Raw genomic sequence first — 13527 nt, forward strand, 5'->3', positions numbered from 1 at the left:
GATGGCTGGAGGCGATATGGAACAGACGAGCGAAACCCACTGGATCGACCAGAATGGCCGGTCGTGGAAGAAGCGGCCGGCGCATGAAACCGGCGCGATGGGCCGCTGCCCGCGCTGTGGCGAGGGGCATATCTTCACCGGCTTTCTGACGGTACGCGACCATTGCGAGCTGTGTGGTCTGGACTATAGTTTCGCCGATCCGGCCGATGGTCCCGCCGTATTTGTGCAACTTTTCGCCTGTGTGCCGGGCGTGGTGTTCATCGTGATGCTGGAGATCATGGCGCGGCCGGGCCTGTGGGTGCATCTGGCAGTCGGCATACCGGTGCTGATATTGACCGCGATATTGCCGTTGCGGCCGATCAAGGGCTGGCTGATCGCCGCCCAGTTCACCACCCGCGCGCAGGAGGCGGGCACTGCCGCGCTATGGGCGAAGCTGCATAACGGGGAGCCGCGCGGTTAGGGCTTGGCCGCCACCTTGATCTCGAACAGTTTCGGCCAGTTCTTGCCGGTGATGAAGACCCGGTCCTTCTCCGCGTCATAGGCGATGCCGTTGGCGACGGCTTCGCTGTCGGTGACGCCAGCGGCCTTGCGCAGGGGGGTGACGTCAATCCAGTCGATCACCGCGCCGGTCGCGGGATCGATGCGAGCTATGCGGGTATCGTACCAGATATTCGCCCAGATCTCGCCGCGCACATATTCCAGTTCGTTGAGGCGTTCGACCGCATGGCCGTTCCAGGTGACGGTGATACGGCGCTGTTCGGCCAGGCTCTCGGGATCGAGGAAGCGCAACTGGGCGGTGCCGTCGCTCATGATGAGACTATGGCCATCCTGCGTCAGGCCCCAGCCTTCACCTTCATAGCGGAAATCGGCAATGGGGTGGAAATCCTTCAGATTCCATACAAAACCCCTGCGGTGGCGCCAGGTCAGGCTGACCAGCCGGTCCTGCCAGTTGACGATGCCCTCACCGAAATAGGGCGGTTCGATAATCCGGCTTTGCAGCACTTTCCCGGTTTTCAGGGCGACCTTGCGCACCTCGGACTGTCCCTCCAGCCCAGTGCTCTCATAGAGGTCGCCGTCGAGATAGAAGAGTCCTTCGGTGAAAGCCGAAGCGTCATGGGGATAGGTCTTGACCAGCGTCCAGCGCGTGTCGGCAGCAGCCGGCGCGGTCAGGGTGAAGGCGCAAGCGAGCGCCAGCAGGATGCGCTTCATTCGGCGGCCTGATCTTGAATGGCGGTGGCGAGCCAGGCGGGCAGGGTGGCGGGGTCGATCGATTCCACCCGATGCAGTTCGATCGACAGGCCCAGATCGGGCAGGGCGGCGCGCTGGCGCTTCTCATCCGCCTGCGCCAGCGGCACGGCGATCAGCCGCCGGTTCACCTTGTTGCGATAATGCATGCGGGCGGTGTTTTCCTGACCCACATAGCAGCCCTTGTCATAATCGACGCCGTGCAATTCCTCTGCATTGGTTTCCAGCCAGAGCGTCTGGTCCTGCCCCAGTTCGTCCGCGCCCTCGAACACGCCCAGCGACAGGCGGTGGGCGCGGAAGGTAGCGGAGGCATCGCCGGCATCGGCAGGCGCGAGCCAGCGATGGCCGAGCGCGGCGAGGCGCGGGTCGAGCGGGCGATCAGCCGCGTCGAGCGACCAATGTACGGCCAGACCGTCCTCACGCGCAATCACGGCCTTGCGACGCAGGCGGTAGAGGGTCAGTCGCTTGGCGAGGGCATCGGCCTGCGCGGCTTCGCAGTCGATGAGTACATCGTCGCCGTCCGCCCACAGGATGAAGTCGAACAGCGCCTTGCCCTGCGGCGTGAGCAGCGCGGACCAGCGTGGCTCCCCTTTCGCCAGTTTCAGGACATCACGGGTCAGCAGGCCCTGGAGCAGGGGCTTTGCTTCCTCGCCGGAAATTCTCAGGATCGCGCGGTCGGTCAGGGTCGTGCCAGTCATGGCCCCTAAGTAGGCGCGGCACGGCATTTAGCCAAGCCTTATGCCGTCGCCATCCGGTTGCGCCGCGCGGTCGCTATGCCGTCGCTGGCGAAGAGGATGAGGCCGACCCAGATCAAGCCGAAACTGGCGATCTGGCCGCCGCTCAGCTTCTCGCCGAACAGCAGGATGCCGCTCAGGAACTGGAGCGTGGGGGCCAGATATTGCATCAGGCCCAGTGTCGCCATCGGCAGGCGCTGGGCAGCCATGGCGAACAGCACCAGCGGAACGGTGGTCACCGCGCCGGAGATGATGAGCAGCGCCGTGGTCGGCCCGTCCTGTCCGAAGCCGGTTCCGCCATGGCTGAGTTCCCAGAGCAGATAGGCAATCGCGAGCGGCGTCAGCAGCGCGGTTTCCACACCCAGCCCGGTCATGGGCGCAACCGGCGTCAACTTGCGCAGCAGGCCATAGAAGGCGAAGCTGAAGGCCAGCGACAGGCTGATCCACAGGGTTGTCAGCGCCGAAGCAGCGAGGATGGCGACGCCGACCGAAGCCACGGCGATCGCCAGCATTTGCGGCCGGCGCAGTCTTTCCTTGAGCACCAGTACGCCCAGCGTCACATTGACCAGCGGATTGAGGAAATAGCCGAGGCTGGCCGCGACGACATGGCCTTCATTGACCGCCCAGACATAGGTCAGCCAGTTGAGGCCGATCATGATCGCCGAACCCGCCAGCGGCAGCACCAGTCGACGGTCGCCTAGCGCCGCAATGAAGGGGGGTATCCCCTTGCGCATGGCAAGAATGGCCAAGATGAGCAGCAGCGACCAGAGGATCCGCTGGGTCACGATCTCCACCGGGTCGACATGATGAAGCAGGCGGAAGAAGAGCGGCAGCAGCCCCCACAGGCCATAGGCGCCCAGCGCCGCAACCACGCCCTTGCGCGCTTCGAGATGATCCTGAGTCAGAAAATGCCTCCGCCCAGGAACAGGCGGAGCGCGCCGAATGCCGCCACGATCAGGCAGAAATTCTGCCCGCCCTTCTTCGAGGACATGAGGCCGATGAAAGCGCCGAACAGGGCCATCGGCACCAATATCCAGTTGAGCGCCCCCAGAAGCGGGAAGACCGCCGGGATCATCAGGACGAGGGTGACAAGGCCGATAAAGCCTGACAGGATATTGAGCATGGCGGCGACCATGGCCGTTCATCTGTCCCGGATCAAGACAGTGGGACAAGGCCAGTCGATCATGACTGGCCATCTATGCCAAAAATCGGCAGATTCACCAAAAGTCCTAACGGAAAATTAACCTCTGCTCTTCAGGACTTGTTTACGAAGGAGTGAAGGATGGCGCGTTTCCGGTCTGTTGGCATGATGTCCCTGGTTCTGGCGCTGGCCGCCTGTGGCAAGGGGGACAAGGAGGCCAGCCTTGCGTCGCTCGACGCGCAACTGACCGACAATGCGACCGACCCGGCGCTGAAGGGCGCGCTGGCCGATCCGATCGTGGTCGATCCGCAACTGGTGGGCCAGTCTAACCGTAATGCCGTGCGTTCGGCCGACAAGCCCGCCAATGGTGCTGTGCCGGTGCTGCCCGGCGATGCCGGCGCGGCACAGGCGGAGGCGGTGAAGCTGGCCGGAGGGAAACTGCTGAGCGCACCCGCCGCGACGCAGGGGGAGGCGCTGGCCTCCACCGTGACGCTGGGCGCCGTCGCCCGTGACGGCGCGGGGAAGGGCAATTGCGCCAAGAAACTGAATTACGGCATGGAATGGGCGCAGCGGCTGCCCGAACCCTTTACCCTTTATCCCGGCGCCCAACTGACCGAGGCGGCGGGGACGCAGGTGGATGGCTGTACCCTGCGCGCAGCAAGCTTCGTGACGCCGGCGCCGCGTCAGGGCGTGATGGACTATTATTACACGCTGGCCCGCCGTGCCGGCTATGACGGCGAGCATAAGGTGATGGGCGGCGATCATGTGCTGGGCGGGACGCGCGGCGCCGATGGCAGCGCCTATTTCATCCTCTTCACCGATGCGCCGGGCGGCAAGACCAGCGTCGATATCATCGCCGACAATGGACGCTAAACGCGTTTTGCGACAGCGAGTTGGACAGGTGTTTCGGATTTTGCGATTTTAAGTGGCTGAAATGCCGGTGTTTTTCTGCGCCGTGGCGTGATACTGTCGCATAGGCATCCTATTTGTCTTTATAATCAATCGCTTGCTGTTGATTAGTGGCGGAAGAACAATGTGACCGACGCGACATGATTGACGCGGGTGTTGCCGGCGCGCTGGTTGACCAACTGGTTGAGATAGCCGACCTCCAGCGTCGATGCGCCGGGCAGGCCGATCTCTGCGCCGACGAAGCTGCGGAGCTGGTCGAAGCCGGCGCGGGCGCCCCAATCGGTGTCGTTGAGTGCGGCGAACCCCTCCGCATAGACCAGTGCGTTGACCGCATCGCTGCCGGGCTTGAGCGGTTTTTCGTAGCGTAGCATTTCACGCAGGCGCCAGCCCATGTCATCGCCGTCGGACCGCCAGCGCTGTTCCAGCCGGGTGCGGGAGGAGAGTTCGCCGCCCCATGGCTTGCCCAGCGACCAGCTCAATTGCTGGAAGCTACGTTCTTCATTGATGTCCTTGCCGCCTTCGATCGGCACGACGACATGGGCATAGCCCTGATAGAGGGTCATGGCAGGCGAGAGTTTCCAGCCGAGCGCGCCGCGAAAGAGCGACTGGTCGACGCGCGATATGCCGTCGCCGATGCGCGGCTGGATTTCCGCGAAATAGACCAGTTCGTCCTTGATCGACCCCATGGCGGTCAGGTTGAGCCAGAATTGCTCGTCCTCGCTGGTCGCCGCACCGGCCGGGCTGGAGAGGAGGGCAAGGCAGGCGGAAAAGCAGGCAGCAAGGCGGCGCATGATGGTCCTTGAAACAGGAATGGGGAGCTTCCCGTCACCTTAATGCGCGCGCGTTGCTATGCTGTTTCCCGACCGTGAGTTTGTGTCCGGCGCAACGATGGTTTGCGCCGGACTTTCAACGACATCAGGTGATGACGCTTGGCTTGTCCATGCCGGTATAGCCGCTGATATCGGCGACTTCCTGCGCGGCGGCGATCAGCGGGGCGAGGGCATCGCCCGTTTCCAGCCCCCGATCGCCGTCCGGGCCGACATAGCGTTCGATATAGACGCGCAGGGTTGCGCCTTCCGTGCCGGTGCCCGACAGGCGGAACACGACGCGCGATCCATCCTCGAACAATATGCGCACGCCCTGATTGCGGCTGACCGACTGGTCGGTGGGATCGGTATAGGCGAAATCATCGGCGCTCTTCACCGTGCCGCCGCTGTTGCCGGTGCCCGGCAGGGAGGCCAGGCTGTCGCGCAGCGCGGCCATCAGGGCATCGGCCTTGTCCTTGGCGATCGCTTCATAATCATGGCGGGCATAATAATTGCGGCCATAGGTCGCCCAATGATCGGTCATGATGGCGGCCACGCTCTGCTGGCGCACGGCGAGGATGTTGAGCCAGAGCAGCACGGCCCAGATGCCGTCCTTTTCGCGGACATGGTCGGACCCGGTGCCGGCGCTTTCCTCACCGCAGATGGTGGCCATGCCAGCATCAAGCAGGTTGCCGAAGAATTTCCAGCCGGTCGGCGTTTCATAGAGCGGCAGGCCCAGCTTTTCGGCCACCCGGTCGGCCGCGCCGCTGGTCGGCATGGAGCGGGCGATGCCTTTCAGGCCGGCCTTATAGCCCGGCGCCAGATGGGCATTGGCCGCCAGCACCGCGAGCGAATCCGACGGCGTCACATAGCTGTGCCGGCCGATGATGAGGTTGCGGTCGCCATCGCCATCCGATGCCGCGCCGAAATCTGGCGCGTCGGCGGCCATCATCCGGTCGTAGAGTTCCCTGGCATGGACCAGATTGGGGTCGGGATGGTGATGGCCGAAATCTGGCAGGGGGGTGCCGTTCATCACCGTGCCGGCGGGGGCGCCGAGGCGATGCTCGAAAATCTCCACGGCATAGGGGCCGGTGACGGCGCTCATGCTGTCGAAGGCGAGGGTGAAGCCGCTGGCGATCTGGGCGCGGATGGCCGCGAAATCAAACAGGCTTTCCATCAGGTCGGCATAAAGAGCGACGGGATCGACCACCTCGACGGTCATGCCGCCCAACTGACTGATACCGATCGCGTCGATATCGACATCGGCGGCGTCGAGCATCTTGTAGCTGTCGATCACCAGCGATCGGGCGGCGATGGCGTCGGTCACCTTTTCGGGGGCCGGACCGCCATTGCCGATATTATATTTGATGCCGAAATCCTCGTCCGGGCCGCCGGGATTGTGGCTGGCCGACAGGATGAGGCCGCCAAAGGCAGTCGACGAACGGATGAGGTGCGAGGCGGCGGGGGTGGAGAGGATGCCGCCCTGACCCACGAGCACGCGGCCAAAGCCGTTGGCCGCCGCCATCTTGATGACGATCTGGATGACTTCGCGGTTCAGGTATCGGCCATCGCCGCCCACCACCAGAGTTTCACCCGCATAGCCATCCAGGCTGTCAAACACCGACTGAACGAAATTCTCGGCATAATGGGGTTGTTGGAAAACCCGGACCTTTTTGCGCAGGCCGGACGTGCCCGGCTTCTGGTCGTTGAACGGCGTCGTGGAAACGGTCTGAATCACCCAAAATCCCCTGAACTGCGTGTACGCACTGCAACATTCCTGGGCCTTATGGCCCGGCAATGTTGCAACGCGCAATCGGGTTAAGGAAATTCAGTCGGTCAGCCGCCGGGCAATCTCGTTCATGAAGCGGACGTCGTCATTCTTCGCCAGCCATTCGGCCTCGGCACCGATCGCGCCCAGCATGTCGGCCAGCGCGTCCATCTCGTTCTTGGCATAATTGCCCAGTACATAGCCATGGACCTTGTCCTTGTGCCCCGGATGACCGATGCCGATGCGGACGCGGCGAAAATCATTGCCGATATGCGCGTCGGTCGAACGCAGGCCGTTATGCCCGGCATTGCCGCCGCCGCGCTTCACCTTGACCTTCATCGGTGCAAGGTCGAGTTCGTCGTGGAAGACGGTGACGTCCTGTGGCGTCAGCTTGTAGAAGCGCATTGCCTCGCCAATCGAGCGGCCGCTTTCGTTCATGAAGGTGGCGGGTTTCAGCAGGATGACCTTCTCCGTGCCGATCCGCCCTTCCTGCACCCAGCCCTGAAACTGCTTCTTCGGGGCCGAAAAGCGATACATGTCCGCGATCAGGTCCGCGACCATGAAGCCGACATTGTGCCGGTGCATCGCATATTGCTGCCCTGGATTGCCCAGGCCGGCCCAGATCTGCATCGAAATCCTCCAGAAAAGCAAAACCCCGCCCGAGCATGGCTCGAACGGGATTTCGCAAATAGCTTGACGCTGGAAAAGGCTTATTCGCCTTCGGCAGCAGTCTCGGCTTCCGCTTCGCCTTCGGCGCTCTTAAGAGCCGAGGGGGCCACGACGGTGGCGATGCTGAAGTCGGTGTCGGCATGCAGCGCCTTGGTGCCCTTGGGCAGGGTCACGGCGCTGATGTGCAGCGATTCGCCGACTTCCAGACCGGTCAGGTCGACAACGACCTCGTCAGGAATGTTGGCGGCATCGACGACCAGTTCGATATCATGCGCCACGATGTTCAGCACGCCGCCCTTCTTCAGGCCCGGCGAAGCGTCTTCGTTCGCGAAGCGCACCGGCACATGGACGTGGACGGTGGCATGTTCCGAAACGCGCAGGAAGTCGGCGTGCAGCGGACGGTCGGTGACGGGGTGGAAGGCCACGTCCTTGGCGAGGGTGCGGACGGTCTTGCCGCCGACTTCGACCATGATGACCGAATTGAAGAAGTGGCCGGTGCCGAGTTGCTTGTTGAGGAGCTTTTCCTCGACATGGATCGACAGGGGTTCTTCGTTCATTCCATAGATGACGGCGGGTACGCGGCCCTCACGGCGGAGAGCGCGGGAGGCTCCCTTGCCTGCCCGATCGCGTGCCTCGGCCGACAGCGTAAGCTGCTCGCTCATTGCGTGTCTCCAAAAGCAAATTGATGTACTTTCCCGCCACGCCTCCAGGGATGACCATCGCGGGAAGCGGGGCCTTTAGCAGGAAATGGCGGAAACGCAAGGGGTGGGCTATATTGAGTTCAGTAGCCGAGGACCGCCAGCAGTCTCTTCCTGCCTTCGTAGGTCTATCCATGCTCTTTCGCGATATGCTCGATCTGCGGAAATGCAATTTTCTAGGATGGCTACGGACACGGTCGTCTTTGCTTCATAAGCGGCGCGTAATTCCCGATGTATCAATCTATATTGCTTGTCGGGATTTCCGTGCCACGGAAGCCCTTCGATCATTCGCCGAACATTATTGGGATATGCCTTGATGCGCGATCGAAGGCGGTTTGCTTTGCCTACATACAGGCCGACCCCGTCTATTCGCCATTCGTAAATGCCTGCCATATCCATGTTGAATGGCGTTTCATTCACCAATTGATACCAGCCGTCCCTCAGTTTCAATGCCATTTCACTGCACCCGCGTGATCGTGAACCCCTTGGCCTTGAGCAGTTCGATCAGGTTCTCCCGCCCGGTCAGGTGGCCAGCACCCACCGCGATGAAGGGGCGGCCCTGCATCGGCTCGATCGCCTTCACCCAGTCGCGGTTGCGCTGCACCAGCACGGCTTCCTCGACCATGGGATCGGGCTGCTCGCCATTCTGGTCTTCCTTGGCGATCGCCTCCATGTCGCCCTTGCCCCACGCGGTGAGGATGCGGTCGTAGAGCGCCTTCATCCCCTTGGCTTCATGGATGGTCTGCACCAGCAGCGCCGACTGCGCGCTTTCAGGCAGCGTGTCGAAGGCCGCGAACTGCCGCTCCACCGTCTCCAGCCCGCCGATCGGCTTGCCGGCTTTCTTGTAGGTGGCGATCAGGACTGGTTCGACGCCGTCGCTCTGGCTGACGCCCAGATCCTGCTGACTGGCGGCGGACAGCAGCATTGCGGCGGCCCAGCTTTCATAACCGGACAAGAGCTGGCTGCTGGTGCCGCCATCGGCCAGTGCCTTGGTCAGGGCTGGCTTTTCGTCATCGGGTACGCGCTTTTCCAGCGGTGGCAGGCCGGGGCTGCGGCCCATTTTCTCGAACAGGGCCAGCGTCTTCTGCTCGTCCTGCAAGTCGGCGGCTTCCAGGATCAGCCGGTCGGATGCGCCCATGGCGTCCCTGATCGCCGGCGTCTCCCATGCAACGCCCTTGGGCAGGACATGGATGGTGCCGAACAGCCATCCGTTGAACGCGCCGCGCTGCACCTGCCACAGGGCCGGGCCGCCCTCGACCTTGGCCACGGGCTTGCTGTCCTGTCCGCAGGCCGCGACCAGCGTGAGTGCGAGCAGCGCCAGCAGGCGGATCAGGATCGGCTTCATGGTTTGACTTCCTTGAGGCGTTTGGTTCGAACGCCCAGCGCCTTGAGCTGGTCCTGCACACTGCCCTTGCCGGCCAGATGGCCTGCGCCGACGGCGACGAAGACGGTGCCGGGCTGGGCGAGGCGCGCCTTGATCCACTTGGCCCAGTTGGCGTTGCGGCCGGTTAGCAGCACTTGCGCCAGTTCCGGCGTTGCCTCCAGCGATTCGTTCATGGACGCGGCCAGCTTGTCCGGCTGCCCCGCCTGCCAGTAGCGCAGCAGGTCGCCAAATTCCTTTTCCATGTCGGGCAGGCCATCGACCGTGGCGTTCAGGAACTGCAATTGCTGGTCCATCGGCAGGCCGGCGAAGAAGCCCACCTGCTGCTCCACCGTCTCCAGCGCCTCGACCTTCTTGCCCGCGCCGGTGGCGGCGGTGCGCAGGATCTTTTCCGCGCCCAGGTCATTCTTGTAGCCCAGCTTCTCCAAGGGAGCGACCGACAGGGCCATGCCGCTCATCCACGGATTGAACATGTCGAATGTCTGCCAGGGCAGGCTGTTCGCCACCATGGCGGCCTGATATTTGACGCGGGCTTCGGGCGTCAGCCGATCGGACAGTTTTACTCCGTCCTTGGCCAGCGCCATGCCGGCCATGGTCGCGCCGATTGCCTGCGGATCGTCCGGCTCGATAATCTCCAGCACCAGCGTGTCCGACCGGTCGAAGGCGCGCTGCACATCGCCATGGAACCAGTCGATATCCGGCTTCATCACATGGACGGTGCCGAACAGATAGATGGTGGTGTCGACATCCTTCACCTGCCACAGGGCGGGGGTGGCGGTTTCAGCGGTGCGGGCCTGCGCGACGCCGCCGATCATCAGCAGCGCAGCAGCGATGGTGCGGGGGAGCGCCCGGAATAGCGTGGGGAGCATCTTCATGCCCCCTTCAATGGGGAGCATGCGGCGTCAGGGCAAGCTGCTTAACCCTGTTTCCCGCGGCTTTTCCTTGACCATGGCCATGCCATGCGCCAAGGCGCGCGACATTCTATAGAGCAATTTTTGAGGACTATCCGTGGCCGAAGGCAAACTGCTTTCCTTCCAGGACCTGATCCTGACCCTGCATGCCTATTGGGGGAAGCAGGGCTGCGTCATTCTCCAGCCGCTCGACATGGAAGTCGGCGCGGGCACCTTCCACCCCGCGACCACGTTGCGCGCGCTGGGGCCGAACGCCTGGAACGCCGCCTATGTCCAGCCCAGCCGTCGTCCCACCGATGGCCGCTATGGCGAAAACCCCAACCGGCTCCAGCATTATTACCAGTATCAGGTCATCATGAAGCCGTCGCCGGCGAACCTTCAGGAGCTTTATCTTGGGTCGCTGGTGGAGATCGGCATCGACCCGCTGGTGCATGATATCCGCTTTGTCGAGGATGACTGGGAAAGCCCGACGCTGGGTGCCTGGGGCCTTGGCTGGGAAGTGTGGTGCGATGGCATGGAAGTCACGCAGTTCACCTATTTTCAGCAGATGGGCGGGTTCGACTGCAAGCCGGTCGCGGGTGAGCTGACCTACGGCCTCGAACGGCTGGCCATGTATATTCAGGGCGTCGACAGCGTATACGACCTGAAATTCAACGATGCCGGCGTCACCTATGGCGACGTCTTCCTGGAAAATGAGCGGCAGATGTCGAAATGGAATTTCGAGGTCGCCGACACCGAAAAGCTGTTCCGCTGGTTCAAGGATTGCCGGGCGGAATATGACCAGTGCATCGACAATGGCGTGCCGCTGGCCGCGTTCGAGCAGGCGATCAAGGCCAGCCACACCTTCAACCTGCTTCAGGCGCGCGGCGTGATCTCCGTGCAGGAGCGCGCCAGCTATATGGGCCAGGTGCGCGACATGGCGAAGGGCAGCTGCGAAAAGTGGATGGAAGTGAACGGGTGGGCCGCGTGATGACTGACTTCCTCCTCGAAATCCGCTGCGAAGAAATTCCGGCGCGGATGCAGTTGAAGGCCTCCGACGACCTCGCCCGCCTCTTTGCCGAGGAAATGGCCAAGGCTGGCCTGAAGCCCGCGTCGATCGACAGTTTCGTGACGCCGCGCCGGCTGGCGCTGATCGCACGCGATTTGCCGCTGGAAACCGCGGCGGTTAGCGAAGAGTTTAAGGGCCCGCGCACCAGTGCGCCGGCGCAGGCGCTGGACGGCTTCCTGCGCAAGACCGGGCTGACGCAGGATCAGTTGGAAGATCGCGACGGCGTGTGGTTCGCCGTGGTGAACAAGCCCGGCCGCGCGACCACCGATGTGCTGGCTGAGGCCGTGCCCGCCGTGATCCGCGCTTTCCCCTGGCCCAAGTCGATGCGCTGGGGCACGGCCAGCCAGACGACCGAAAGCTTGCGCTGGGTGCGGCCGCTGAAGGGCATCGTCGCGATTTTGGGCGAAGACCTGGTCGATGTCGAGATTGAGGGCGTGCGGTCGGGCTATGCCACGCTCGGCCATCGCTTCCACCATGCCGGGGAGATCACCATCGGCGGCGCGCATGATTATGTCGAGAAGCTGCGCGCCTGCCATGTGATCGCCAGCCATCAGGAACGACAGGCGATCATCGCGGCCAAGGCCGACGAAGCCGCTGCCGCGCATGGTTACAGCGTGATCGAGGATAAGGGGCTGATCGCGGAAAATGCGGGACTGACCGAATGGCCGGTGCCACTGCTGGGCGATTTCGACCCGGCCTTCCTTGAGGTGCCGCCTGAAGTCATTCAGCTAACCCTGCGGATCAACCAGAAATATTTCGTGCTGCGCGATGCGGCTGGCAAGTTGGCCCCGGCCTTCATCTGCACCGCCAATATCGAGGCGAAGGATGGCGGCGCGGCGATCATCGCCGGTAACCGCAAGGTGCTGGCCGCGCGTCTGAGCGATGCCCGCTTCTTCTGGGAGCAGGACCGCAAGACGCCGCTGGCCGAACAGGCGAAGAAGCTGGAGCGGATTACGTTCCATGAGAAGCTGGGCACGGTTGCGGACAAGGTCGAGCGGGTGGCCAAGCTGGCTCGCTGGCTGGTGGAAGAGGGGATTGTCGGTGCCAGTGCTCCTGCGAAGGCAGGAGCCCAGGGCGACGAAGCGCAATCCGGCCCTGGGCTCCTGCCTTCGCAGGAGCACAAGGAAGAATTGGCCGATCTCGCCGAACAGGCCGCGCGTCTGGCGAAGGCGGACCTCGTCACCGAAATGGTCGGCGAATTCCCCGAATTGCAGGGCGTGATGGGCGGCTATTATGCTCGCGCCGAAGGCTTGCCCGATGCAGTGGCCGACGCCATCCGCGACCATTATAAGCCGGTCGGGCAGGGCGATGATGTGCCGACTTCGCCGGTGACGGTGGCGGTGAGTTTGGCGGATAAGCTGGATACGTTGATGTGCTTTTTCGCCATCGACGAGAAGCCTACCGGATCAAAAGACCCCTTCGCCCTTCGCCGCGCTGCGCTGGGTACAATTCGGCTGGTTCTAGAAAATAATTTGCGATTTAGTCTGGATGATACACTGGAGCGGATGACCGATGTAATCGCTTCAGGAAAGCAACTGGGTAACGATCTGGACGGCGCGCTTTTGGACAAGATTGCGTCTGGTGATGCTGGGCTTGTTTGGTTCTTCGCCGACCGCCTCAAGGTCCAGCAGAAGGAAGCCGGCGTTCGGCACGACCTGATCGACGCGGTGTTTGCGCTCGGTGGCGAGGACGACCTCGTCCGCCTGCTCGCCCGCGTGAAGGCGCTTCAGTCCTTCGTTGCGACTGACGACGGCACCAATCTGCTCGCCGGCTACAAGCGCGCCGCCAATATCCTCAAGAAGGAAGCGCCCGATCTTTCCGTCACCCCAGCGAAGGCAGGGGTCTCAGGCGACAGTGCGCCAACGCCTGAGATGCCAGCCTCCGCTGGCATGACGAATAAAGAACTGTCCTACACGCCCGAACAGGCCGAAGCTGACCTGCTCGCCGCGCTTGATGCTGCTGAGCCGCGGGCGGCGCAGGCTGTTGCGGCCGAGGATTTCGAGGGCGCCATGGCGGCGCTCGCGACGCTCCGCGCGCCGATCGACGCCTTCTTTGAAACCGTCACAGTCAACGACGCCGATCCGGCGAAGCGCACGACTCGCCTCGCGCTGCTGGCGCGGGTGCGTGCTGCGGTGCACAACGTCGCGGACTTTTCGAAAATTACGGGGTAAGGCAATTAAATTCCGAAACGAAGGGGAAATATGCGAAGTTAAGCGC

General features: G+C 63.0%; 14 protein-coding genes. 4 read left to right on the forward strand and 10 right to left on the reverse strand.

Annotation, left to right across the window (positions count from 1 at the left end; translation table 11 throughout):
- The first annotated feature begins 16 nt into the window (after positions 1–16).
- Complete coding sequence (locus ACNHGR_RS03660) at positions 17–460, forward strand: DUF983 domain-containing protein (protein ID WP_475284153.1); 444 nt, start codon at positions 17–19, stop codon at positions 458–460.
- Here ACNHGR_RS03660 and ACNHGR_RS03665 read toward each other — a convergent pair.
- The 4 genes from ACNHGR_RS03665 to ACNHGR_RS03680 are packed head-to-tail and all read right to left on the reverse strand — an operon-like array spanning position 457 to position 3102.
- Positions 457–1209 (reverse strand): glutaminyl-peptide cyclotransferase, encoded by a 753-nt coding sequence (locus ACNHGR_RS03665; RefSeq protein WP_475284154.1) that lies wholly within the window; start codon positions 1207–1209, stop codon positions 457–459. The two genes, ACNHGR_RS03660 and ACNHGR_RS03665, sit on opposite strands and share 4 nt — an antisense overlap.
- Positions 1206–1943, reverse strand: coding sequence for a CAF17-like 4Fe-4S cluster assembly/insertion protein YgfZ (gene ygfZ / locus ACNHGR_RS03670; protein ID WP_475284155.1), 738 nt, complete (start codon positions 1941–1943; stop codon positions 1206–1208). The genes ACNHGR_RS03665 and ygfZ overlap by 4 nt, the downstream gene beginning before the upstream one ends.
- 38 nt (positions 1944–1981) lie before the next feature.
- Entirely contained in the window at positions 1982–2851 is an 870-nt protein-coding gene (gene rarD / locus ACNHGR_RS03675; RefSeq protein ID WP_475284156.1) for an EamA family transporter RarD, read from the reverse strand.
- Between the two features lie 29 nt (positions 2852–2880).
- Positions 2881–3102 (reverse strand): hypothetical protein, encoded by a 222-nt coding sequence (locus tag ACNHGR_RS03680; RefSeq protein WP_475288311.1) that lies wholly within the window; start codon positions 3100–3102, stop codon positions 2881–2883.
- A 159-nt stretch (positions 3103–3261) separates the two neighbouring features.
- On the opposite strand from ACNHGR_RS03680, the gene ACNHGR_RS03685 reads away from it, so the two are divergent.
- Positions 3262–3993, forward strand: a complete 732-nt coding sequence (locus ACNHGR_RS03685) for a hypothetical protein (protein ID WP_475284157.1) — start codon at positions 3262–3264, stop codon at positions 3991–3993.
- A 143-nt stretch (positions 3994–4136) separates the two neighbouring features.
- Here the strand turns inward: ACNHGR_RS03685 and ACNHGR_RS03690 are convergent, their stop codons facing one another.
- From ACNHGR_RS03690 to ACNHGR_RS03715, 6 genes are all read right to left on the reverse strand, one after another.
- Complete coding sequence (locus ACNHGR_RS03690) at positions 4137–4820, reverse strand: DUF2490 domain-containing protein (RefSeq protein WP_475284158.1); 684 nt, start codon at positions 4818–4820, stop codon at positions 4137–4139.
- Positions 4821–4944: 124 nt separating this feature from the next.
- Positions 4945–6573 carry an alpha-D-glucose phosphate-specific phosphoglucomutase gene (locus tag ACNHGR_RS03695; protein ID WP_475284159.1) on the reverse strand — a complete coding sequence of 543 codons (1629 nt, stop codon included), beginning with the start codon at positions 6571–6573 and terminating at the stop codon, positions 4945–4947.
- 90 nt (positions 6574–6663) lie between these two features.
- Positions 6664–7233, reverse strand: a complete 570-nt coding sequence (gene pth, locus ACNHGR_RS03700) for an aminoacyl-tRNA hydrolase (RefSeq protein ID WP_475284160.1) — start codon at positions 7231–7233, stop codon at positions 6664–6666.
- Between the two features lie 80 nt (positions 7234–7313).
- Positions 7314–7934, reverse strand: a complete 621-nt coding sequence (locus tag ACNHGR_RS03705; protein ID WP_184264713.1) for a 50S ribosomal protein L25/general stress protein Ctc — start codon at positions 7932–7934, stop codon at positions 7314–7316.
- Positions 7935–8427: 493 nt separating this feature from the next.
- A complete protein-coding gene (locus tag ACNHGR_RS03710) occupies positions 8428–9315 on the reverse strand; it encodes a TraB/GumN family protein (protein ID WP_475284161.1) in 888 nt (295 codons plus the stop codon).
- Positions 9312–10226, reverse strand: a complete 915-nt coding sequence (locus tag ACNHGR_RS03715) for a TraB/GumN family protein (protein WP_475284162.1) — start codon at positions 10224–10226, stop codon at positions 9312–9314. Before ACNHGR_RS03715 ends, ACNHGR_RS03710 begins: the two co-directional genes overlap by 4 nt.
- A 133-nt stretch (positions 10227–10359) precedes the next feature.
- Between ACNHGR_RS03715 and ACNHGR_RS03720 the strand changes: the two genes are divergently transcribed.
- Positions 10360–11232, forward strand: coding sequence for a glycine--tRNA ligase subunit alpha (locus ACNHGR_RS03720; protein ID WP_475284163.1), 873 nt, complete (start codon positions 10360–10362; stop codon positions 11230–11232).
- Complete coding sequence (gene glyS, locus ACNHGR_RS03725; RefSeq protein WP_475284164.1) at positions 11232–13481, forward strand: glycine--tRNA ligase subunit beta; 2250 nt, start codon at positions 11232–11234, stop codon at positions 13479–13481. Before ACNHGR_RS03720 ends, glyS begins: the two co-directional genes overlap by 1 nt.
- Positions 13482–13527: the final 46 nt, after the last annotated feature.

Source organism: Sphingobium sp. RS1 (assembly GCF_056156825.1).

Coding starts and splice junctions, on each gene's coding strand:
- ACNHGR_RS03660 (WP_475284153.1), top strand. CDS start 17: ATGGAACAGACGAGCGAAACCCACTGGATCGACCAGAATGGCCGGTCG.
- ACNHGR_RS03665 (WP_475284154.1), bottom strand. CDS start 1,209: ATGAAGCGCATCCTGCTGGCGCTCGCTTGCGCCTTCACCCTGACCGCG.
- ygfZ (WP_475284155.1), bottom strand. CDS start 1,943: ATGACTGGCACGACCCTGACCGACCGCGCGATCCTGAGAATTTCCGGC.
- ACNHGR_RS03680 (WP_475288311.1), bottom strand. CDS start 3,102: ATGCTCAATATCCTGTCAGGCTTTATCGGCCTTGTCACCCTCGTCCTG.
- ACNHGR_RS03685 (WP_475284157.1), top strand. CDS start 3,262: ATGGCGCGTTTCCGGTCTGTTGGCATGATGTCCCTGGTTCTGGCGCTG.
- ACNHGR_RS03690 (WP_475284158.1), bottom strand. CDS start 4,820: ATGCGCCGCCTTGCTGCCTGCTTTTCCGCCTGCCTTGCCCTCCTCTCC.
- pth (WP_475284160.1), bottom strand. CDS start 7,233: ATGCAGATCTGGGCCGGCCTGGGCAATCCAGGGCAGCAATATGCGATG.
- ACNHGR_RS03705 (WP_184264713.1), bottom strand. CDS start 7,934: ATGAGCGAGCAGCTTACGCTGTCGGCCGAGGCACGCGATCGGGCAGGC.
- ACNHGR_RS03710 (WP_475284161.1), bottom strand. CDS start 9,315: ATGAAGCCGATCCTGATCCGCCTGCTGGCGCTGCTCGCACTCACGCTG.
- ACNHGR_RS03715 (WP_475284162.1), bottom strand. CDS start 10,226: ATGAAGATGCTCCCCACGCTATTCCGGGCGCTCCCCCGCACCATCGCT.
- glyS (WP_475284164.1), top strand. CDS start 11,232: ATGACTGACTTCCTCCTCGAAATCCGCTGCGAAGAAATTCCGGCGCGG.